This is a genomic window from Uliginosibacterium sp. 31-16 (assembly GCF_030730865.1).
Classification (GTDB): domain Bacteria; phylum Pseudomonadota; class Gammaproteobacteria; order Burkholderiales; family Rhodocyclaceae; genus Uliginosibacterium.
Genome location: NZ_JAVALZ010000003.1, coordinates 505,110 through 527,147, shown reverse-complemented (window position 1 = coordinate 527,147; position 22,038 = coordinate 505,110). Strand labels below are relative to the sequence as shown.

17 protein-coding genes are annotated in these 22,038 nt (G+C 57.3%); all 17 read left to right on the top strand.

Annotated elements, in window-relative coordinates:
* Positions 1-62 precede the first annotated feature (62 nt).
* The 17 genes from hemH (at position 63) to Q9Q94_RS14120 (ending at position 22,026) form a co-directional block, all read left to right on the top strand.
* A complete protein-coding gene (gene hemH / locus Q9Q94_RS14200; RefSeq protein WP_305980765.1) occupies positions 63-1,160 on the top strand; it encodes a ferrochelatase in 1,098 nt (365 codons plus the stop codon).
* Positions 1,157-1,516 carry a phage holin family protein gene (locus Q9Q94_RS14195; RefSeq protein ID WP_305980764.1) on the top strand — a complete coding sequence of 120 codons (360 nt, stop codon included), beginning with the start codon at positions 1,157-1,159 and terminating at the stop codon, positions 1,514-1,516. The genes hemH and Q9Q94_RS14195 overlap by 4 nt, the downstream gene beginning before the upstream one ends.
* Before the next feature lie 643 nt (positions 1,517-2,159).
* Positions 2,160-3,347: a flagellin gene (locus Q9Q94_RS14190; protein WP_305980763.1), complete on the top strand. Its 1,188-nt coding sequence runs from the start codon at positions 2,160-2,162 to the stop codon at positions 3,345-3,347.
* A 300-nt stretch (positions 3,348-3,647) separates the two neighbouring features.
* A complete protein-coding gene (locus tag Q9Q94_RS14185; protein ID WP_305980762.1) occupies positions 3,648-5,615 on the top strand; it encodes a Stf0 family sulfotransferase in 1,968 nt (655 codons plus the stop codon).
* Positions 5,616-5,630: 15 nt separating this feature from the next.
* On the top strand, positions 5,631-6,404 hold the full coding sequence (locus Q9Q94_RS14180; RefSeq protein ID WP_305980761.1) for a class I SAM-dependent methyltransferase: 774 nt from the start codon (positions 5,631-5,633) through the stop codon (positions 6,402-6,404).
* A gap of 26 nt (positions 6,405-6,430) precedes the next feature.
* Positions 6,431-7,597: a dTDP-4-amino-4,6-dideoxygalactose transaminase gene (gene rffA / locus Q9Q94_RS14175; RefSeq protein WP_305980760.1), complete on the top strand. Its 1,167-nt coding sequence runs from the start codon at positions 6,431-6,433 to the stop codon at positions 7,595-7,597.
* Positions 7,590-12,833 (top strand): glycoside hydrolase family 99-like domain-containing protein, encoded by a 5,244-nt coding sequence (locus tag Q9Q94_RS14170; protein ID WP_305980759.1) that lies wholly within the window; start codon positions 7,590-7,592, stop codon positions 12,831-12,833. The genes rffA and Q9Q94_RS14170 overlap by 8 nt, the downstream gene beginning before the upstream one ends.
* Positions 12,834-13,378: 545 nt before the next feature.
* Positions 13,379-14,569, top strand: coding sequence for a flagellin (locus Q9Q94_RS14165; protein ID WP_305980758.1), 1,191 nt, complete (start codon positions 13,379-13,381; stop codon positions 14,567-14,569).
* Between the two features lie 412 nt (positions 14,570-14,981).
* Complete coding sequence (locus Q9Q94_RS14160; RefSeq protein WP_305980757.1) at positions 14,982-15,362, top strand: flagellar protein FlaG; 381 nt, start codon at positions 14,982-14,984, stop codon at positions 15,360-15,362.
* A 40-nt stretch (positions 15,363-15,402) separates the two neighbouring features.
* Positions 15,403-16,833: a flagellar filament capping protein FliD gene (gene fliD / locus Q9Q94_RS14155; protein WP_305980756.1), complete on the top strand. Its 1,431-nt coding sequence runs from the start codon at positions 15,403-15,405 to the stop codon at positions 16,831-16,833.
* A 24-nt stretch (positions 16,834-16,857) separates the two neighbouring features.
* On the top strand, positions 16,858-17,271 hold the full coding sequence (gene fliS, locus Q9Q94_RS14150; protein ID WP_305980755.1) for a flagellar export chaperone FliS: 414 nt from the start codon (positions 16,858-16,860) through the stop codon (positions 17,269-17,271).
* Positions 17,268-17,603 (top strand): flagellar protein FliT, encoded by a 336-nt coding sequence (locus Q9Q94_RS14145; RefSeq protein WP_305980754.1) that lies wholly within the window; start codon positions 17,268-17,270, stop codon positions 17,601-17,603. The genes fliS and Q9Q94_RS14145 overlap by 4 nt, the downstream gene beginning before the upstream one ends.
* Before the next feature lie 24 nt (positions 17,604-17,627).
* Positions 17,628-18,821 (top strand): flagellar hook-length control protein FliK, encoded by a 1,194-nt coding sequence (locus Q9Q94_RS14140; protein ID WP_305980753.1) that lies wholly within the window; start codon positions 17,628-17,630, stop codon positions 18,819-18,821.
* Positions 18,808-19,149 (top strand): EscU/YscU/HrcU family type III secretion system export apparatus switch protein, encoded by a 342-nt coding sequence (locus Q9Q94_RS14135; RefSeq protein WP_305980752.1) that lies wholly within the window; start codon positions 18,808-18,810, stop codon positions 19,147-19,149. Before Q9Q94_RS14140 ends, Q9Q94_RS14135 begins: the two co-directional genes overlap by 14 nt.
* A 145-nt stretch (positions 19,150-19,294) precedes the next feature.
* A complete protein-coding gene (locus Q9Q94_RS14130) occupies positions 19,295-20,056 on the top strand; it encodes a flagellar brake protein (protein ID WP_305980751.1) in 762 nt (253 codons plus the stop codon).
* Positions 20,057-20,058: 2 nt separating this feature from the next.
* The gene (locus Q9Q94_RS14125) at positions 20,059-20,985 is read left to right on the top strand and encodes a cation diffusion facilitator family transporter (RefSeq protein WP_305980750.1); all 927 of its coding nucleotides are present in this window, start codon (positions 20,059-20,061) and stop codon (positions 20,983-20,985) included.
* 3 nt (positions 20,986-20,988) lie between these two features.
* Positions 20,989-22,026 carry a quinone-dependent dihydroorotate dehydrogenase gene (locus Q9Q94_RS14120; protein ID WP_305980749.1) on the top strand — a complete coding sequence of 346 codons (1,038 nt, stop codon included), beginning with the start codon at positions 20,989-20,991 and terminating at the stop codon, positions 22,024-22,026.
* Positions 22,027-22,038 lie beyond the last annotated feature (12 nt).

Below are 22,038 nucleotides of genomic sequence, written 5' to 3'. Positions count from 1 at the left end.
TCCCCACATACGAACGCCTGACGTCGGGCTCAAGCCCGACCTGCAAAACACAAAGGAACTTCATGTCCCGCTTCCTCGCAGAACCTGAATTCGAACACGGCAAAGCCTCACGCATCGGCGTACTGCTGATCAATCTGGGTACGCCTGCCGAGCCGACTGCCAAGGCCGTCCGCCCCTATCTGAAGCAGTTCCTCTCCGACCCGCGTGTAGTGGAAATTCCACGCGCGCTGTGGTGGCTGGTCCTCAACGGCATCATCCTGAATACGCGCCCGAAGAAATCGGCCGAAAAATACGCCAAGGTGTGGGACAAGGAAGGCTCACCACTACGCGTCCACACCGAACGTCAGGCCAAATACCTGCAGGGCTATCTGCTCAAGGCCGGCGTCCAGAATGTTCAGGTGGACTGGGCCATGCGCTATGGGCAGCCCGATGTCGAGGGGGCACTGATGCGCCTGAAGGCCCGCGGCTGCACGCGCATCCTGATTCTGCCGCTGTATCCGCAATACGCAGCCAGCACCACCGCGAGCGCCTTCGATGCGGTGGCAGCAGCAGGCATGAAGATCCGCAACCTGCCCGAACTGCGCTTCGTACGCAGCTTTCACGACCATCCGGACTACATCCGCGCACTGGGTCAGCGCATCGCCAGCCACTGGCAGACGCATGGCCTGCCGGACAGGTTGGTCATGAGCTTCCACGGCACTCCGCGCTTCTCGCTGGACAAGGGCGACCCCTATCACTGCGAATGCCACAAGACCGCACGACTGCTGGCCGAATACCTGCAGCTCAAGCCCGAGCAATATGTATTGACCTTTCAGTCCCGCTTCGGCCGCGCCGAATGGCTGCAGCCTTACACTGAACCCACGCTGCAGAAGCTGGCAAAGGACGGCGTGAAAACCGTGGACGTGATCTGTCCGGGCTTCGTCTCCGACTGTCTGGAAACCCTCGAAGAGATCGCCATGGAGTGCAAAGCTGCATTCCTCTCGGCTGGCGGCAAGGAATTCCGCTACATCCCCTGTCTGAATGAAGAGCCCGATTTCATCGGAGCGCTGCGCAACATCAGCACGACCCACATGCAGGACTGGCTCGCCAGCCCTGCCCCCACCGCCACAGAACTGGTGGCAAGTGCCGCCCGTGCCAGAACACTCGGATCACAATCATGATGACGCTTCTCCGCTGGGCCCTGAACGCAGCCGCCCTGATGCTGGTGCCGGAAATCGTCACCTCGATCACCGTAAAGAGCTTCACCGCCGCACTGATCGCGGCAATGTTCATCGGTCTGCTCAACGCCCTGATCCGCCCGATCCTGCTGCTGCTGACCCTGCCGATCACCTTCATCACCCTGGGCCTCTTCATTCTGGTGATCAACGCCCTGATGTTCTGGATGGCCTCTGGTCTCGTCGCCGGTTTTCACGTGCCCGGTTTCTGGCCAGCGATGGCTGGAGCGCTGGTCTACAGCGTTCTCACCTGGCTGGTCGACCTGGCCCTGGGCGACAGGCAGGCACACATGCGGCGCTAAAGTCTGCCGCCATGCATTCGGCGAATCGCGATGAATGCATGCAGCAGGCTCTGGCATACCTCTGAAGAGCCGCCCCCAGCGGCCTTCTTCAGGCATCCCCCACCGGGAGAAGCGCCGCAGGCGGCTCAGCGCAGCCACTCCCTGAAGAGGAAGGCTGAGTGCGGCTGTCCAGACCGTCTCCTGCTGCGCCTCAAGATCTAAAAATCCCAAGCTTGCGATTTGCGGCAAGCTGACCTGTCCCAAAAAAAAAGCCCCTGCAAGCAACTATTCGGGCAGCTTTCAGGGGCTTGTCACGCTCAGGTCGTACTCCGGCCTTATTGTCATTTTCGACAGCGATTCTGGAAACTTGAGGCACTTCAGTCTTTTTTCTGCCCCCCACAACTCCTTGCAAACCCGCGCCACAGCTTGCTCTCCGCATCCGGAAAAAGAAGCACAAAAAAAATTTCTGCCTGCACTATCACCTCACCCTAAATAAGTGCCCGATTCGGCCCGTAGATTGACCCATGGCAGCGCTGAACATGTGACGCATCAAGCAGTTCTAAAGTCCCGGCCAGCACTGACGTAAGAGACACACGAGCTACAAGCCCGTGAGCGGTTGCCAAAGCAGCCGGAAGTGAGAAACGCACATACAAGGAGCTTTACCATGGCCATGACCATCAACACGAACGTCCAGTCGCTGAATGCACAACGCAACCTGACGACGTCCCAGTCCTCGCTGACTACTTCGCTGACACGCCTGTCCTCCGGTCTGCGCATCAACAGCGCCAAAGACGACGCCGCCGGCCTGGCAATTTCGGAACGCATGAGTGCTCAGGTCAAGGGCCTGACCGTCGCCGCACGCAACGCCAATGACGGCATCTCGCTGGCTCAGACCGCAGAAGGCGCTCTGCAGACCATCGGCGACAACTTGCAACGTATTCGTGAGTTGTCCGTTCAGTCGGCCAACGCCACCAACAGCCAGTCCGACCGTGATGCACTGCAGGCTGAAGTCGAGCAGCTGACCTCGGAAATCGACCGCGTCGCCAATCAGACCGCCTTCAACGGCACCAAGATTCTGGACGGCAGCTTCACCAGCAAACTGTTCCAGGTCGGTGCCGATGCAGGCCAGACCATCGGTATCAATAGCATTGTCGATGCCAATGTGAATTCGCTTGGCACCGCCCAGTTTGCAGCCAACACAAGCACGTCTGCAGCCCTCGTCGCATCCGGCGGTACCGCAACGGCAACCGGCTCGTTCGCAGGCACGGTTATCAACGGTGTGTCCATCGATAGCGTCGCCATCAAGGTGGGTGACACGTCCAGCGATGTCTCGTCCAACATCACCAACGCCATCAATGCCAAGATGGATCAGACTGGCGTCTATGCTTCTGTTGATAGCACGACCGGTGTACTGACCCTGACATCGCTGAAAGCAGGCAAGGATCTGACCTTCACGGCAGGGACACAAACCGCTGGTACCGGCATCACCGCAGCGCTGACAGGTGTTGCAGCCGGAACCGCGGCATCCCAGACTGCCGTACATGCCATCGATGTCGATATCTCCAGTTTCGTCGGCTCGCAACGCGCACTGGAAATCGTCGATAAGGCCCTGACCTCGGTGAACTCCGCACGTGCCGATCTCGGTGCCGTACAGAACCGCTTCACCTCGACGATCGCCAACCTGGCAACGTCTTCGGAGAACATCTCGGCCGCAAAGGGCCGGATCACCGACGCAGACTTCGCTTCGGAAACCGCGAACATGACCAAGGCGCAGATCCTGCAACAAGCCGGTACCGCGATGCTGGCACAGGCCAACTCGCTGCCGCAACAAGTGCTCAGCCTGCTCAAGTAAGCACGCGAACCACCGATTCGGAATACTGGATCGTAAATGCCCGCCATCGCAAGATGGTGGGCATTTTCTTGCCCGCAGGGTTCACGCCAGCCAACTCCCCAGCCGCAATCCGTCGAATTAAGCCCCTAAAAGCCCTTCTTACCCCACATCCCATCCTGCCGCCGACGCTTAACATATCGTACGGAAATACACGTGCCCAAACATCCCGGTCACGCACGCAGCACATGCTTTTCTTTTACGCTTGCTGCGGACGAGCTGCCAAAGGCACGCGTCCCCCAGGCAGATCATGGAGAGATTCAAATGAGCGACGTCGAGCGGCTTCAACAACAAGCCTATGAAGAGTTTTCCAGCCAGGAGTATGAAAAGGCCTGCAAAACCCTTCTGCAGTTGGAGCTTAGGCTTGGCACCAACGCCCAACTCTCCAATGACATTGCAGTCGCCCTATTCAAGGCAGGTCAGCTCAATCAGTCCATCGCGCGCTTCAAAGAAGCAACAGAGCTTGAGGGCAAGACCATCGTCACCGATAACCTCTTCGATGTCATCGAAGAGCAAAAAAAGATCATTCAGGAACTACATAAAGCCAAGCGCACACCTGGCGCCTCAAGCGGCAAAAGTCAGGCCAAAGATCTGCTGCACGATCTGGGTCAGCGCCTGTTTTCGCAAGTCATGGAAAACTGGTGCCAAGACAGTGCGGCAGTACTCCATGAGGATGCAAAAAAACTCTCGGATGCAGAGTGGCTGCAAGCCGTAATCGACAGCGTAGACAGTGGCAGTTGGAACAATCATCTGATGCCTGTTTTCGCTCCTGCAGATACGCAGAGCATGTTTGTAGGATCCAGCGGCCGCACCGCCATGACGGAAGGCAGCAGATTCATTTCCTTCCTGCTGAAAATGGCGAGTGAAAACGGTCTCGCACTTGGCAATGATCAGGTTCGCATCGGAGACTTCGGCTCAGGCTGGGGACGTTACACCCGCTTCATGCAGAAATATGCCCACCCCGACAACCTCTATGGGCTCGAAGTCCAGGCATCCATGGTCGAGCGCAGTCGCAAGGAATTCGGCCGGGCAAATTTCATCAAGGTGGAGCCTTACCCTCCTACTGCATTACGGGATAATTTCTTTGATTTAATTTTCGGGTACTCAGTCTTTTCCCACCTTGCTCCAGCATGCGCTGACGCATGGATTGCAGAATTTGCGCGGATCGTTCGCCCTGGCGGACTAGTCATCATGACAACGCAAGGACGCAGTTTCATCGACTTTTGCGAGGAGAAGCGCCAGTCGGGGGACATGTCTCATCCGTGGTTCAAATGCCTTGCAGAATCATTCATCGATACCAGAGCCGCATTTGATGATTACGACAACGGTGGATTCCTGTTTTCCGGCACGACACAAGAAAAGACGTATGGCGAAGCGCTGATTTCCAAAGGCTATATCGAGAAACATTGGCAGAAAGACTTCGAACTTGTGCATTTCGTCGATGATCGAGGCGTTCTGCCACAAGCCTGTTTCGTTTTACGCAGAAAGCGTCGCGCAATGTTTGCTGGCTGGCATGAAGCCCAACCGGCCAGCATCACGGCCCAAGGCGTAGCCAAGAGGACATTCAGACCCGAAACCTTGATGCTGGCCATGAGTCCGCGTGTTGGCAGCACCGCTCTGGCGTCCGCATTGACAAGCGCAGGTTGCTTCGGTGATGTGCGAGAGTATTTCAACCCGCGCCACACAGACTTCCCATCAAATGTTGATGTGTTCGCTCACTGGCGAAACATCCGCCTAAACTCACAGAGCAGCAATGGAGTCACCGGGTTCAAAACATGCTGGCTTGATTTTGCCCCTTTGGTTGATAGCGGATTCGACCGGGTACACCTGAAAGATGCGACGGTGGTCTACCTTGACAGAAAAGATCAGATTGGCCAGGCCATTTCCAACTACCGCGCGAAGCAAACCAGTCAATGGCACCTTCTTTCAGGAGACGAGCAGCAAGGACTTTCCGAATGGGATGTCGATGCCATCATCAAGGAATATCACTGGATCACAGAAGAAAAAGCCGCTTGGGTCGACTACTTTGCGCGGAGAGAGATTTCCCCGCTTTGTATCGACTATGAAGACATCTGTGACGATCTGCCCAAAGTCGTTCGAAGCATAGGAGCATACTGCGGAATTGACGCTGAAGAATTTCAGGCAGACATCCAAACGGATATACGAAAGTTCTCTTCTGACTGCCCGGAAGATGTGATAAATACGATAAAAAATAGACTTTCCAACTTATAACAGCAAGAGGCATCCATGAGCGATCGCATTCTAGATTTCTGGAACACCCAGGCCGAAAAGTTCGGCGCAACGCACCAGGCAAGCTGGGGGGATATCCACGCAATTCGATTGGAGACAGAGAATATCGGCAGCTTCATCAAGGAAGGCGACCGGATTCTGGATATCGGATGCGCAAATGGTTTTTCTGCAATTCAACACGAGGGGAAAACCTTCGACTCTCTCACCGGAGTGGATTTCAGCGAGGCCATGATTGATGCTGCCGAAAAGAACAGACTGGCCAGCATAACGCCCGAACGCTATCGCTTTGAAGCGGGCGACATCAGAAAGCTCAGGTTCGAGAACGAGAGTTTTGACCTGGTTTACACGACTCGAACACTCATCAATCTCCCCTCGTGGGATGAACAGAAAATCGGTATCAGTGAATGTCTTCGAGTCTGCCGCAAGGGAGGCACTGTGATCCTGTCAGAAGCCTTCTGGGAGCCACTGGTTCTTCTCAACGCGATGCGCACACTGAAGTCCCTGCCTCCTCTGGTTGAACACGACTTCAACCGCTATCTGAAAAAATCCGCGCTCGAAACATTTCTTGGGTCTCTCAACCAGACCTTCAAGGTTATCGATTTTTCCTCAATCTATTACCTCGGCTCACGCTTCATTCGCGAACTGGTAACCAACCCGGACGATTACCCCGGCTACTCGAATCCAATAAACGAGATCTTCTACAACATAGAAAAAGACTATTCCGGCGGCGGATTCGGTATACAGCAAGCATATGTACTGACAAAGAATTAACCTAAAGAATCATCCGGAACAAGGTCATGCGGGCGCTCACAACGGGGAAGCCATTCATCGTAGGAAGAGAGCTTTACTATATCTCGCAAGCTGTCCTGAACGGGTGGCTGCAAGGCGACGGCAACTTTACGCGCCGATGTCATGCCTGGCTTGAAAAAGAAACAGGTTGCAAGAAGGCATTACTCACTCATTCCTGCACAGCGGCGCTGGAAATGACGGCGATTCTGGCCGATATCCAGCCAGGCGACGAAATCATCATGCCGTCGTTCACGTTTTCATCCACGGCCAATGCCTTTGTCTTGCGGGGCGGCATCCCAGTTTTCGTGGACATCCGGCCAGACACGTTGAATATTGACGAAAATCTGGTTGAAGCTGCCATTACGCCACGCACCCGCGCCATCGTCGCCGTACATTACGCTGGCGTAGCCTGCGAGATGAAGAAACTGGTCGACATCGCCCAACGCTTCAACCTGATTCTGATCGAAGATGCAGCCCAGGCCATCCTGTCCAGCTACGAAGGCAAAGCGCTTGGCAGCTGGGGCAACTTTGGCTGCCTTTCATTTCACGAATCAAAGAACATCATTTCTGGCGAAGGTGGCGCATTGCTCATCAATGATTCGCGCTATATCGAACGCGCCGAAATCATCCGGGAGAAGGGTACCAATCGCACCCAGTTTTTCCGCCATGAAGCCAGTAAATACACCTGGGTAGACCTCGGCTCGTCATTTCTGCCTAGCGAACTGATTGCTGCATTTTTGTTTGCACAGCTTGAAAACGCACGAAAAATCATACGTCACCGCCTGTCTATTGCCCGCAACTATCATGCCGGCTTGAGTCACCTTCAGGAGCAGGGGGTGATCGAGCTGACTGCAAGCGCAGACAGCCTTCAAGGGAATGGGCACATTGTTTATTTCCTGACCAGAACGCCGGAAGAACGCAGCGCACTGATTGCCAAGCTGAAAGAACAGGAAATCAGCGCTGTTTTTCACTATCTCCCACTGCATTCATCGCCCGCAGGGCTGCGATTCGGCCGCACTCATGGAACGCTGCGGGTCACTGATGACATCAGCAACCGGCTTGTCAGATTGCCAATATTTTTTGAAATGCGTCCAGCCGATGTCAGGCGGGTTCTGAACGCCCTTGCCTCCTTCTTCAATGCAACGCCATCAAAGACGGCGATACCGGATGACTGAGAACCAAATCATGCAGATCTGTGACCCGCTCATGCGCACTGAATCAAGCATTGCGGCCAACCATGAGTACCTGATCACGCTTTTGGTAAAAATCGAAGAGACCATTGCTGAGGGAGACCAAGAAGCAGGCATAAGGCTGATTCAGCAGGCGGCAAACTGGGCTTGGAACAATGGATGCGGGATTTTCTCCAGCCCTCGCCTCGAGTCAGCTTGCGAGCGAATCTCCGGGCAACTGGTGCTCGAAAGCAAACACCAGCCGGAAATGGATCTTCACGGAAAAACGGGTTTACTGCTCTCAAGCATCCACGAGGCGGGCGGACACTCACGACTCGCCGAGCGGTGGATCGAGCAGGATACGCAACGCGACTACGTACTGATTCTGACCCGGCAAGATCAGTACCCCATACCCGAGAGCATTCACCATCTGAACGAGGCGGGCCGGCTTCAAATCCTCAGACTGGACCAGATCGCTACGTCGCAATGTGACCGCGCGCTCACGCTTCGCCATTTAATCAGTCAACTCAGTGCTGTTGTATTGCTGCCTCACCCCGATGATCCGCTTCCTTCGATTGCGCTGGCGGCCTGCAAAACCACGCCCCCTGTCCTGCTGGTCGATCACGCCTCGCACACTTTCTGGCTTGGTGCAGGCATTGCACATCTGGCCATCCCCTTGCTGGAATCAAACGCAAGAATCTGTCATCTACGCCGCGGCATTCCAAAGGAGCAACTGAGCCTCCTTCCCTTGCCCCTCAGAAGTCCCGATACTCAAACCTCACCCATTCAGGCTGAAACGATCCGCACGGAACTTGCAATCCCTGACGATGCCGTCGTATTGCTATCTTCTGGCTGGCCCTACAAGTTCCGCCCGATGGCCGGGACCGAAGCACTCTACGATCTCGTGCTTCCGCTCATGCAAGCCAACACGAAGCTGCATCTGATCGTCGCAGGCCCCACAACGGCAGAAAATTGCTGGGAAAATCTATGCAGACAGTGTGCCGGCCAGATCCATCTGCTCGGGAAGGTGGATGAATCACGCCTGAACACCCTGTTTTCTGCCAGTGACATCTATCTGGACTCCGCACCTTTCCCATCCGGTCTGGCTATCCTGGATGCCATCATGGCCGGCCTGCCGGCAATCAAGTATGCACCACAGAAAATGCGTGACTGCGGCATTTCGCTGGACTGCGATGACATCCCCGCAGAAACATATATTTTCAGCGATGCGGCGCATTATCGGCAGGCGCTGAGTGATCTGATAGAAAGTGGAATCAAGCGACAAGAACTCGCGACAGTCATGCGGGACTACTTGTTGAGAAACCATGACACGGCGGCCTTCATCGCCGCGGTTGAGCTGGCTTTCTCCAAGGCTTCAGATTTGCGCAAACGCATCACGCTTGATCAGACAGCCGCCTCTTTCAAAATTGAGGATCTCGACCGCTATCTGATGCTTCTGGCAAGCAATCACGATCACTCTCCGGTCACAAAAGATGCGGGAACTTCCTACCCAAAGTTCCCGGTTCGCGCGCTGGCTTTCCATTTGCCACAGTTTCACGCAATTCCGGAAAATGATGCGTGGTGGGGCCCCGGATTTACCGAATGGAATAACGTTCGCAAAGGCGCACCACTGTTTGAAGGGCATTACCAGCCTCACGTCCCGGACGAGCTGGGTTATTACGATCTGAGCAATGCCTCCGTACTTGCCCGGCAAGCTGATATGGCTCGCCGATTCGGCCTGGCGGGATTCTGCTTTTATTACTACTGGTTTGATGGACGCCGCCTGCTGGAAAGACCTGTCGATCAACTGCTGCAGCACCCGGAAATCGATTTGCCGTTCTGTCTGAACTGGGCAAACGAGAACTGGACCCGTCGCTGGGATGGTGGCGAAAGCCAAATCCTGATGAAGCAAGGCTATTCTCCGGAACTGGACTTCAAGTTCGCTGAAGATCTGGCCCGATATTTTCGCGACCCTCGTTACATCCGCGTCAACGGCAAGCCGCTGCTGCTGGTCTACCGGACCGACATCATTCCGGAAGTCGCCGAGCGCAGTCAGGCCTGGCGTGAAGCCTGGCGCAAACTCGGGATAGGCGAGGTCTATCTGGTCAGGGTTGAAAGCTTCAAGATAGAAATTCCAGACAACATCGGATTCGATGCTGCATGCGAGTTCTTCCCGCATCAGGTCGATTTTTCGGCGATCAGCCCCTTCCCCTTTCCACAAAAAATAGCCGATGCCGAATGCAGAATTGGCGATTATGAAAAACTCGCTCGCCAGATAGAGCATCGCAGCAGTCGTCCTTACAAACTTTTCCCCGGTCTTATCCCTTCGTGGGACAACGCGGCACGCCGCCACAAGGGTGGTGCAACCTTGTTCGTCAACGCGTCCCCTGCACGCTACCAAGGGTGGATGGAGAACGCCCTGCGACGCAGCATGCTGGATTTTGACGGAGACGAAAGACTGCTGTTCATCAATGCCTGGAACGAGTGGGGCGAAGGCTGCCATCTCGAGCCGGATCTGAAGCACGGCTACGCCTATCTCGAAGCAACTAGAAAGGCGCTCGACACATGCAAGACTCTGGACGTTGATTACGAAAGGCTGTTCAAGCCTTACCAGGACTGGCTCGCCGCACGCGGCCCCGTCGGTACCGGACCGATCAGCCCCTTGCAGGATGATTTGTCCCGTGCGTGCTTCGTTGTCCATGCCATGCAAGCAAACAGTACGCTGTTGCAGGTCACATTGGACAATCTTCGTCCCCTGCAGACGGCTGGCGCTGTCGTCATTGTGGTTTCACGCGAAAAGCCTGCGACCAACTGTGTCTGGATCGACGCTGATGCGCTCGACGTTCCTCAGCTGAAGGGACTGACCAGAAACCGGCCTGAGCACTGGTTCTGTCTGATGTACGGAGGAGACCTTGTTTCCCCCATGGCTTTCGCGGAACTCTTCCGCAAGCTCATTGAAACGCCAGCCGCACGTTTCGCTTACGCTGATGAAGACGCTCTGGACGCGCGCTATGGGCGCCACTCACCAAGTTTCAAACCAGACTACGATCCGGATCTGCTGGCCGCCACCCATTACATCGGGCGCATTCCTCTGTTTACCGGAAGCTTCTTTCGTGACGCGAGCCTGAACGACTCCTTCACCATACAGGAAGCACTGTACGCACTGGCATTGCAAGCCTCCCCTCAAAACCAGACGGACAGGGTCATTCACCATCCGGAACTGGTCTTTCACGCACGACAGCAACACGACGCAGACTTGTCCGCTGCGGCAAGACAGGAAATTCTCGCCAGACATTTCATCAATCAGGGAGTCCTGGCGACGATTGAACCTGGTTTTCTCGCAAACAGCCTGCGTGTGCGATACGAACATCAGCAGCAGCCTCTGGTTTCCATCATCATCCCCACGAAGAATCAGGCCGGACTGCTCAGCCGTTGCATGGAAAGTCTGACCGAACGGACAACCTATCCGCGCTATGAAATTCTGATCATCGACAATGGCAGTGATGATCCTGATGCTATCGCTTACTTGCGAGGCCTCGAAAACCTTGGTCTCGAGCAGATCCGCGTCTATTCGTATCCACATCCGTTCAATTTCGCCGCGATGAATAATCTGGCTGCGCGTGAAGCGCGTGGCGAGTATCTGCTGTTGCTGAACAACGACACAGCCATCATCCAGGCAGACTGGCTGGAAGCCTTGCTCAACCACGGACAGCGTCCGGAAGTTGGAGCGGTAGGCGCCAAACTGCTCTATCCAGACGGAAAGGTTCAGCACGCAGGCGTCGTTCTCGGTCTGCGCGGGCCGGCTGACCATCCTTTCCTGAACGAAGCCATGAATGCTCCAGGCTATGCCGGAAGACTCCTGCTGGATCAGCGCTACTGCGCCGTGACAGCCGCTTGCATGCTGGTGCGCAAATCTGTCTATGAAAAGGTTGGCGGCATGGATGAAACCGACTTCAAGGTTTCGTACAACGATGTCGACCTCTGTCTGAAGATTCGTCAATCCGGCCATGAGGTGATCTGGACGCCTCACGCAAAAGTCATGCACGTTGGCAGCGTCAGCCAGAAAGCCGAGGACTCTGCCAAGCAGGAGGCCAAACGACAGCGCTTCGAATCCGAAAAGCAGGCGATGTATCGCAAGTGGATGCCCTTGCTGGCAAACGATCCGGCCTATAATCGGAATCTGAGCCTGAGTGGCAGCGGATTCGAACTGGAAAGCAGCCCGCTGTTTCAACACCCGCAGGAAGGGCAAGCAAAGATTTATGCCTTGTGTGCCGACAACTTCGGATCCGGACTCTACCGAACGATCGCTCCAACCTCAGCACTTATCGACGCTGGTTATGCCGTGGGCGGTTGTGGCAGGGCCTATCTGGACACGGTAAACGCAGTCAAGGCCGATCCTTCCACGATCGTCTTCCAGCGCCAGATCACGGAGGCTCAGATCGGCCACATGCAGAACTATCGAAGTTACACGCGTGCCAAGCTGATCTTCGAACTTGATGACTATTTGCCTAACTTGCCGGTTGCCAGTCTGCACAAAAGTGCGACACCCAAGGACGTGATGCGAAGCATGCGCCGGGCAATGGATCTGTGTGACAGAGTGGTCGTATCGACAGAGGCGCTGAAGCACGCGCTGGACAAGTTACACCCGGAAATCGTCGTTTTGCCCAACTACCTCCCCATATCCATGTGGGGCAAGCTATCTCCACGCGCGGTGCGCCAGGCTTCGCGCAAGCCCCGTGTGGGCTGGGCTGGTGGCGCCGGACACACCGGAGATCTGCGTCTGATCACAGACCTCGTGCGCGCGTTAAGTGACCGCGTGGACTGGGTGTTCTTCGGCATGCAGCCAGAGGGCGTACAGGAGCACGTGTCCGAGTTCTATCCTGGAGTAAACATCGCGGGCTACCCGGAATGCCTCGCAAGATTAGATCTGGATCTGGCTTTGGCCCCTCTGGAAGACAACCGTTTCAATGAATGCAAAAGCAATCTCAGATTGCTGGAATATGGCATTTGCGGCTACCCCGTGATTGCCTCGGATGCTTTACCGTATCGCTGCGGCTTGCCCGTCACGTTGGTCAAAAATCGCTTCAGGGACTGGCTTGAGGCCATCGAAGGCAAGCTCTCCGACATGGAGTCCTTGCGTCAGGAAGGCTTGGTATTGCAGGCGGAGGTCAGGGAGCGCTGGATGCTGGAGGGGGAGAACCTCATACAGTGGCAAGAAGGTTGGCTGTTGTCCGCACACTGAAAACCTATGGATCCAGTCAGGCTTTGTTAAATCCGTTCGGCCCGGATGCACGGCGGGCACCATTCGACAGGACAGACCCAGTCGAAGGCAAGACCCAGAATTCACGCCTCATCCGGCTGAACCAATAGCAATTCGGCTCTGCACCCCATTCATCAAACTCCCCTTTCAGGAGCAGTTACGTGCGGTCCCCATTCAAAAGGTGACCGCACGTAACTGCTCCTGCTGATTTCTGCCCTGCCCTCGGTATACCGTCAAATTCTCTGCCTTGCAGGAAACACGGCAATCATTGCCGCCCACCTGCCGCCTGAACACACCAGCGCGGCAAAACCTGCAGCAGACTGGTCACTATAGAAGCCTGTCAAAAGCATAAACCATCAGGCTCAAACCCTTGCCAGATATAGGTTTTAAAAAACTGGTCCGCTCTTTGCATAGACAGGTCAAGTCGATCTGCCAGGAGTGGCAGGCGCAAGCAGCCAGCATTGCTCGGAGCCTCAGGCAAGAGCTCTTGGCTCTGTCGATCAATATGCCCAGTGGAGAACTGAATCATGGCCATGACCATCAACACCAACGTGGCGTCGCTTAACGCCCAGCGGAATCTGACAACCTCCCAGAGCTCGCTTGCCACCTCGCTGCAACGCCTGTCTTCAGGCTTGCGTATCAACTCCGCCAAAGACGATGCCGCCGGTCTGGCAATCTCGGAACGCATGACAACCCAGATTCGTGGCCTGACCCAAGCCACCCGCAATGCCAACGATGGCATTTCGCTGGCCCAGACGGCAGAAGGCGCCATGGGAGAAATCGGCAACAATCTGCAGCGCATCCGGGAATTGTCAGTCCAGTCCGCCAATGCCACGAATTCGGACTCGGACCGTGTCGCGTTGAATCAGGAGGTCCAGCAGCTGGTCTCCGAAATTGATCGGGTCGCCAATCAGACCGCCTTCAACGGCACCAAGATTCTGGACGGCAGCTTCACCAGCAAGCTCTTCCAGGTCGGCGCCGACGCAGGCCAAACCATTGGCATCAACAGCATTGTCGATGCCAATGTAAACGCGCTGGGCACGTCCCAGTTTGCCGCAGCATCAGCAACCTCTGCAGCCCTTGTTGCATCGGGCGGTACCGCCACAGCAGCAGGCTCTTTCGGTGGCACGGTCATCAATGGTGTCACTATCGACACGGTGAATATCGCCATCGGTGACACCAGCAGTGAAGTCTCAGCCAAGATCACCAACGCCATCAACGCAAAAATGGACCAGACCGGCGTCTTCGCCGAGGTCGACAGTGCAACAGGCGTTCTCACGTTGAACTCCCTGAAAGCGGGTCGGGATCTGACCATAACATTAGGCACGCAAACCGCCGGTACCGGGGTCGCGGCGGCCATGACGGGCATTGTCGCGGGCACAGCAGCCTCGCAAACGGCCGTTCATGTTGAAGATATGGATATCACAACCTTCATTGGCAGTCAGCGTGCTCTGGAAATTGTTGATACGGCGCTCACGGAAGTCAATTCTTCGCGAGCGGAAATGGGCGCAATCCAGAATCGTTTCACTTCGACCATCACGAATCTGCAGACTGCCACGGAAAACCTCTCGTCTTCTCGCGGCCGCATTCTGGACGCAGACTTTGCTGCAGAAACGGCCAATATGAGTCGCACCCAGATCCTGCAGCAAGCAGGTACCGCGATGCTTGCCCAGGCGAATGCTCTGCCACAGCAAGTACTCTCGCTGCTGAAAGGCTGATCCGGCTTGCTTGCTAGCATCAGTATCAAACGGGGGCTATGGCCCCCGTTTTCTTTGCCGCGTCGTTACTCATTCGCCCGCGCTGAGTGCTTCACTTTAACGCCCCATAACGCCACCTCCCAATCCAGAGGCCATTCGGCACCTGATTCTCCCTAGAAGCTCAGGTAACCCTGCAGAAGTACCGGATGGCTCCGTTAATCCCTTCAGCAGGGGTAAAACCGGGACGTAAGTGAATATTTCCCGGACTGACCTGTAACAAGAGAAACGCATTCATCAATCGGAGAAAGCCTTCATGCGCTGGTGTACCACCAAGGTAGAGACAAGAGCCCGGAACCGGATCCTCACTACCGTGGCAACCAAGGCTGAGGGCCGTACCGGATGAGTATTCCTGCCCAGACAGGAGGTTAGCACCATGGCAATTCCTTCCCTTTCAGCATCGCTTCCTGCCGCTACGGCGGCAAAACCTGCCGTCGCCCAGCCACTGGTGCGAACAGCCCGCAGTGGAGAGATCGCCGAGACGACCTCGGTCACCCTCTCTGCAGTAGCGGATTCCGCGGTGCAACAGCCCAGCCGCCAGCAGATTGACGCCGCCATGGAGCAGATGCGCGAAGCACTGCCACCGGTGGCACGAAACCTGCAATTCTCGCTTGACGAGGAAACAGGCCGCAGTGTCGTCAAGGTCGTGGACGCCACGACCCATGAAGTGATCCGCCAGATGCCCAGCGAAGAATTGCTGAACATCGCGCGGACGCTGGACAAACTGACGGGCCTGTTGCTCAAGCAGAAGGCGTAACAGGAATTTTCCGTCCCGGTGACGGAATGCGAGGGACACCATGGCATCCATAACATCGTCAGGTCTGGGCTCAGGCCTGAACATCGAAAGTCTGATTTCCAGCCTGATGGCGGCCGAACAAAAACCGGTCACGCTTCTTCAGACCAAAGAAAGCAAGGAAACCACCAAGCTTTCATCCTGGGGGCAGATCAAAAGTGCGCTATCCAGCCTTCAGGTAGCTGCTCAGGCACTGGATACCCGCAGTGAATTCGTTTCCTACAGCAGCAGCATCGCTGACAGCACGGTCGCAAGCGCATCGGTCAGTTCCAGTGCCATTGCAGGGTCCTATTCGATCGAAGTCAGTCAGCTTGCCGCAAGCCAGAAGATCAAGTCCGCCGGATATACCAGCACCAGCACAGCGATCACATCGGACACCCTGCCCAAGACCCTGACGCTTGAAATTGGCTCAACAGCCGCCGGCGTATTCACTGCTGACAGCAACAAAACCAAAACCATCACCATCGATTCAAGCAACAACACGCTGACCGGGCTGAGGGATGCCATCAATGCCAGCAAGAGCGGGGTCAGCGCCAGCCTGATCAATGATGGAGGCAGCAGTCCCTATCGTCTGGTCCTTACATCGGACAACACGGGCACCGCCAACACGTTCAAACTGTCCGGGCTGAGCGATTTCAGCTACAACCCAGCCACGGCTACCGGCTCGGGCCTGAGCACAGTCAGCAACGCAGCAGATGCGAAACTGACTGTTGATGGCATCGCCATAACCAAGAGTTCAAACGTCGTTACTGACGCCATTCAGGGAGTCACCCTGAATCTGAGTAAAACCAATGTAGGCAGTGCAACCAAACTCACGGTAACGACTGACACTTCCGCGATCCAGACCAAGGTAGCTGCCTTTGTAAGTGCTTACAACGCAGTAGCCTCTGTCATCAAGGTACAGACCAGCTACAACGCGGATACCAAAGTAGCCGGCACCCTCAACGGCGACGCCAGCGTCCGCAGTATCCAGAGCCAGCTCAAGAGCACGCTCACCAGCATGGTGGGAAACGGATCAACCAATCGCTTGGCCCAGATCGGTATTGCCTTCCAGAAAGATGGCAGCCTGGCCTTGGACAGCACGAAATTCCAGGCAGCACTGGCGGACACCACCAAGGATGTAGCTGGACTTTTCGCCAAGGACACGATCACCGGGGTCACCGGCATTGCCAGCCAGATCGCCACCAAAGTTGCTTCCATGCTGGGCACCGACGGGGTGGTCACAACGCGTACCGCCGGCATCAACTCCACGATCAAGAACATCGACAAGCGCATCGACACACTCAATGATCGTCTGGTCAGCATAGAAAAACGGTACCGCGCGCAATTTACAGCTCTCGACTCAACCGTTTCCAGCATGAACAGCACCAGCAGCTTTCTCACACAACAGCTCTCGGCACTTTCCAGCCTGAGCAACTACTCCAGCAGCAATTAATCGGCATCAAGGGGATCAACAACCATGTTCGCACGCAACTCTGCTGCCACATACGCCAAAGTCGGCATCGAAACGAACGTGTCATCCGCAGATCCGCATCAATTGATCCTGATGCTCTTCGACGGGGCGCTTCTTTCGGTCAACTCTGCGGCAGCTGCGATTGAGGGCAAGGACAATCCCGCCAAGATCCGGCATATCACCAAGGCCATCGAAATCATCACCATGGGCCTGAAGGCAAGCCTGGATTCGTCGGGCGGCGAACTGACGGATCGCCTGAGCGCACTTTACGACTACATGGGTGTACGCCTGGCACTGGCCAACGCCCAGAGCAATGTCGCGCCCCTGATTGAGGTCTCAGGTCTGCTGCGTGATCTGCGCGAAGCGTGGGCACAGATTTCAGATGCGACACGCGATGAAAAAATGACTCAGGAGGCATGATGAACACGTCCATCACCCTGTATGAATCAATGGGGCTGATCTCCAGCCAGATGCTCGAAGCTGCCCAGGCCAATGACTGGGATCGCCTGTGCGAGCTGGAGCGTGAGGTGGCTGACTTGCGTGATCGCCTGCAGCGCGAAGATCCCCCGTCTGACCAGGTCTCGCTTGACGAAGCCAATCGTCAGCGCAAGATCCGCCTGATTCGCCAGATCCTTGCCGATGACCGCGAGATCCGCAGCCATACGAGTCCATGGATGGAGAACGTCAAGACACTGCTCGCCGGCAATGCACGGCAACGCTCGGTGCAGCAAGCTTACGGCGTGGGGCGTTAAGCGTTCCGGGCGAGGCACCTTCCGATGATTCCTGGTGACCTTGCCGCCCGTTTGCGTACGATGCTTGAAGCAAGTGTGCAGCCACTGTCGGTTGTACACGAAATTCCGGGCAATCTGCCCCGTTTCGAGACTGGTGAACGCTTTACCGCCCAGATCCAGAACCCCTTGCCCGATGGCAGCTTTCGCGCCCTCGTAGCGGGCAAGACCATCACGCTGGCCTTGCCGGACTCAGCCAAGAGTGGTGACGTAATGGAGCTGGTGGTAAGCGGCCGGCAAGGCAGCGCCATCATCGCGCGTCAGACTGGCGAAGCGCCCCAGCCAGCGTTGAATACAGGCGACACGCCCAGGCCGGTATTGAGCCAGACCGGCCAGCTCATCAGCCAGCTGCTGACCGGCCGCTTCGGCGAACCGGAACCGGTTCCTCTTGCGCGAGGCGTTAGCCTGCTGCCTGAAGCGCCGGCCAAGGCTGCCGAACTGGCCCCCCTGCTCAAGCAGGCCATCAGCAATAGCGGACTGTTTTACGAATCCCACCTGCGTCAGTGGGTGGAAGGCAAGTTGCCACTGAGCGCGTTGCAACAAGAGCCCCAGGCTCAGCAGGCGCCACTCCCCGATCCATCAGCCCCCCGTCCGGACAACCGCGTCCAGCAAGCCTCTCCACAGCCCCTGCCTGAAGAGGCAGGCGCAAAGCCGCTCTCCAAGGCAAGCACCGAGGCCGCCATTCCTGCCGCGCAGACAAAACCTGCGACCACAGACGAAGCGGCCGAGGCTCCGCCGGCTCGCCCGGCCCAGCTTGAAGCCTTTGCCGAGCAAGCCGGCAAGAGCACCACGGCCCGTAACGTTGCCGAACCGCTGATGCCGGTTGTGCAGCAGCAACTTGAGGCGCTGGCAACCCACCAAATGAGCTGGCAAGGCCAGGTATGGCCAGGCATGCAGATGCAGTGGGACATCATCGACCCGGAACAGCAGAGCAAACCAGGAGCTGGTGACGAGGAATCCATGCGCTTCTGGCGCAGCGCACTGCGCCTGCAGCTGCCCCATATGGGTGACATCCAGGCCCAGCTTGTCCTGGGGCCACAGGGTCTGTCCGTACTGATTGACACCAACAGCGACGCGTCTGCCCAGCGCATGCGGGCAGCCCAGACCGAATTGCTGAACGCACTGGAGGCTGCAGGCGTATCCGTCATCAACATGCAGGTCAGCGAACATGCCAGCGTCTGAGTCCCGCACAGAATCTGCCCACCGCGCCACCGCCGTGGCGCTGGCCTATCAGGATGGCGACGCCGCACCACGCGTCGTAGCCAAGGGCAATGGCCTGATCGCGCAGGAAATCATCGATCGTGCCCGCGCCGCGGGCGTGTACGTACACGAATCACGCGAGCTGGTCGCACTGCTGATGCAGGTCGACCTGGATCAGAACATCCCGCCTCAGCTCTATATCGCAATCGCCGAGCTGCTGGCATGGCTGTACAAGCTGGAGCAAGGTGGACAGGACTCACCCCCTCCTGAACTGCCCGGTGATATAGTCCAGCAAGCTGCCCAGTTGTAACGAAGCCCGGCAGCACCCGACACCCTCTCGAATGCCGCCCGCCGGAATCCAGCAGACGCACAGTCTGGATCTGACCAGCGCCAGAATGACACCCGCCCAGGTGTGACCGAGCGGTTTCGGGAGGCATCTTTCTAGAGCTTCCGGAATGAGCAAAGCCAACACCCCCGAACCCAAGTTCGAGCTGCTGCAAGCCGACGATTATTCCCAGTACCTGCTGCGCGAAGCTCGCGAGATCGCCTATATCCTGCGCCAGCTCGCCGCCCGCCGGGCCATGGTGACCGCGCACTATGGCGAGCACAACGAGTTCCTGCTCACCACCGTCATCGACGTGGCGGCCGACAACAGGAGTCTGCTGCTCGATCTGGGCCGCGACGAAGCCGTGATCGCCAGTGCGCTGCTCAGCGGCCGCCTGCTGTGTGTAACCCAGATCGACAAGGTGAAAATCCAGTTCCAGCTCGAACGCCCTGAACGCACCAGCCACGAAGGCTTCCCGGCCCTGCGCGCGCCACTGCCAGGGCTGCTGCTGCGCCTGCAGCGACGTGAATACTATCGTCTCGCCGCACCGGCAGCGGACAGTCTGAGCTGCCAGATCACGCTGGAAGACCAGCACCGCGTCACGGCCCGGATCATCGACATCTCCGGCGGCGGCATTGCCGTACTCGCACCACCGGACAACACCCTGTTCCAGCCCGACATGCGCTTCCAGAACTGCCAGTTGCAACTGCCCGAGTTCGGCAGCGTCATTGCGACCGTACGCGTGCGCAACATTTTCCGCATCACCCAGCGCAACGGTCAGGAAATGCTGCGCGCCGGCTGCCAGTTCGAGAACCTGAGCGCCCCGATGGCTACCGCAATCCAGCGCTACATCCTGCGTGCCGAGCAGGAGCGCGCAAGCCGCAAGGTCTGAACATGGCCGACACCAACGATCCTTCCCACGCCATCGCCTGGATCCACCTGTCGGTGGCTGCGGCGGTGGCGACCATCGTCCTGAAGTTCCTGGCCTGGTGGTTCTCCGGCTCCGTCAGCCTGCTGTCGGATGCGATGGAATCCTTCGTCAATCTGGCCGGTGCGGTATTCGCCCTGGTAATGCTCAAAGTCGCCGCGGAGCCGCCGGACGCCGAACACCCTTGGGGGCACAACAAGGCCGAGTACTTCTCCAGCGGCTTCGAAGGCAGCCTGATCTTCATCGCCGCCGCCGCTATCCTTTGGGCCGCCATTCCACGCCTGCTGCATCCCCAGCCGCTGGAAGAACTGGGCATTGGCCTGTGGTTCTCAGGCGCCAGTACCGCCATCAACTTTTTCACCGCGCTGGCCCTGCGCCACGCCGGCAAGCGCCTGCATTCGGTGGTGCTGGAAGCCGATGCCGCCCACCTGATGACGGACGTCTGGACCTCGGTCGGCGTCGTCGGTGGTCTGCTCGGCTATCTGCTGACCGGCTGGCTGTGGCTGGATGCGGTGATCGCCATCCTGGTCGCCCTGCACATCCTGTCCGAGGGCTGGAAGCTCATGCGCGGGGCCGTGGGTGGGCTGATGGACCAGGCCATGAACGAAGACGAAATCCAGCAGATCAAGCAGATCCTGCGCAGCTATGCCGGACAGAACGTGCATTACCGGTACCTGCGTACGCGACGGGCCGGCACCCGGCGATTTGCGCATGTAAACATCCTCGTGCCCGGCGACTGGACCGTCGAACGCGCTCACGAACTGCTCGATGAAATCGAAGCCCGGATTGCGACGGAAGTTTACGGCACGCAAACCACAACCCATCTGGAGCCGGTATATTGCGTCGTCAAAACCGGATCGCCCGCCTCTGCTGCGGGACAGCTACAGGAATAGCTCATGTTCTACTCACTTGCCCGTCCCGTCCTTTTTTCACTCGACCCTGAATGCGCACATGATTTGGCCCTGTGGGGCATGCGCAATCTGGGTGGCTGGATGCCCTCGGTGTGCAATCAGGAAGGTGAGACTGTCGAGGTGATGGGACTGCGCTTTCCCAACCGGGTGGGGCTGGCCGCAGGGCTGGACAAGAATGGCGACGCAATCGACGGTCTGGCCTCCTTCGGCTTCGGCCACATCGAAGTCGGCACCGTCACCCCGCGCGCCCAGCCCGGCAATCCGAAACCGCGCATGTTCCGCATCCCCGCCAAACAGGCCATCATCAATCGCATGGGCTTCAACAACGAGGGAGTCGATAACCTCGTTGCCCAAGTAAAGGCCAGTCGTTTCAAGGGCATTCTCGGCATTTCCATCGGCAAGAATTTCGACACGCCCATCGAGCACGCCGCCGACGACTACCTCACCTGCCTCGACAAGGTCTATGGTCACGCCAGCTATGTGGCGGCCAACATTTCTTCACCGAACACCAAGAACTTGCGCCAGTTGCAGGGCGAATCCGAGCTGGACTCCCTGCTCGAACGCCTCAAACAGCGCCAGACCGAGCTGGCCGAGCAGCACGGCCGCTACGTGCCGATCGCCCTGAAGATCGCACCGGATGTGGATGAAGCCCAGCTCACCAACATTGCCGACGCGCTGCGCCGCCACCGCATCGACGGCGTGATCGCCACCAACACCACCCTCTCGCGCGACGCCGTGATGGGTCTGACGCATTGCAACGAAGCCGGTGGCCTGTCCGGCGCGCCCCTGCGCGAGCGCTCCACCGAAGTCGTGCGCTCGCTGGCCATGAAGCTGGGCGGCGAACTGCCCATCATCGGCGTCGGCGGCATCACAACCGGTGACCATGCCCTCGAAAAGCTGCAGGCGGGCGCCACGCTGGTCCAGCTCTACACCGGCTTCATCTACGGCGGCCCCAAGCTGGTAGCCGACTGCGTGGACGCTACCCGCAAATACGAGCGCGACGCTCCGGAAACCGAGGCCTGAAACGGCACAGGA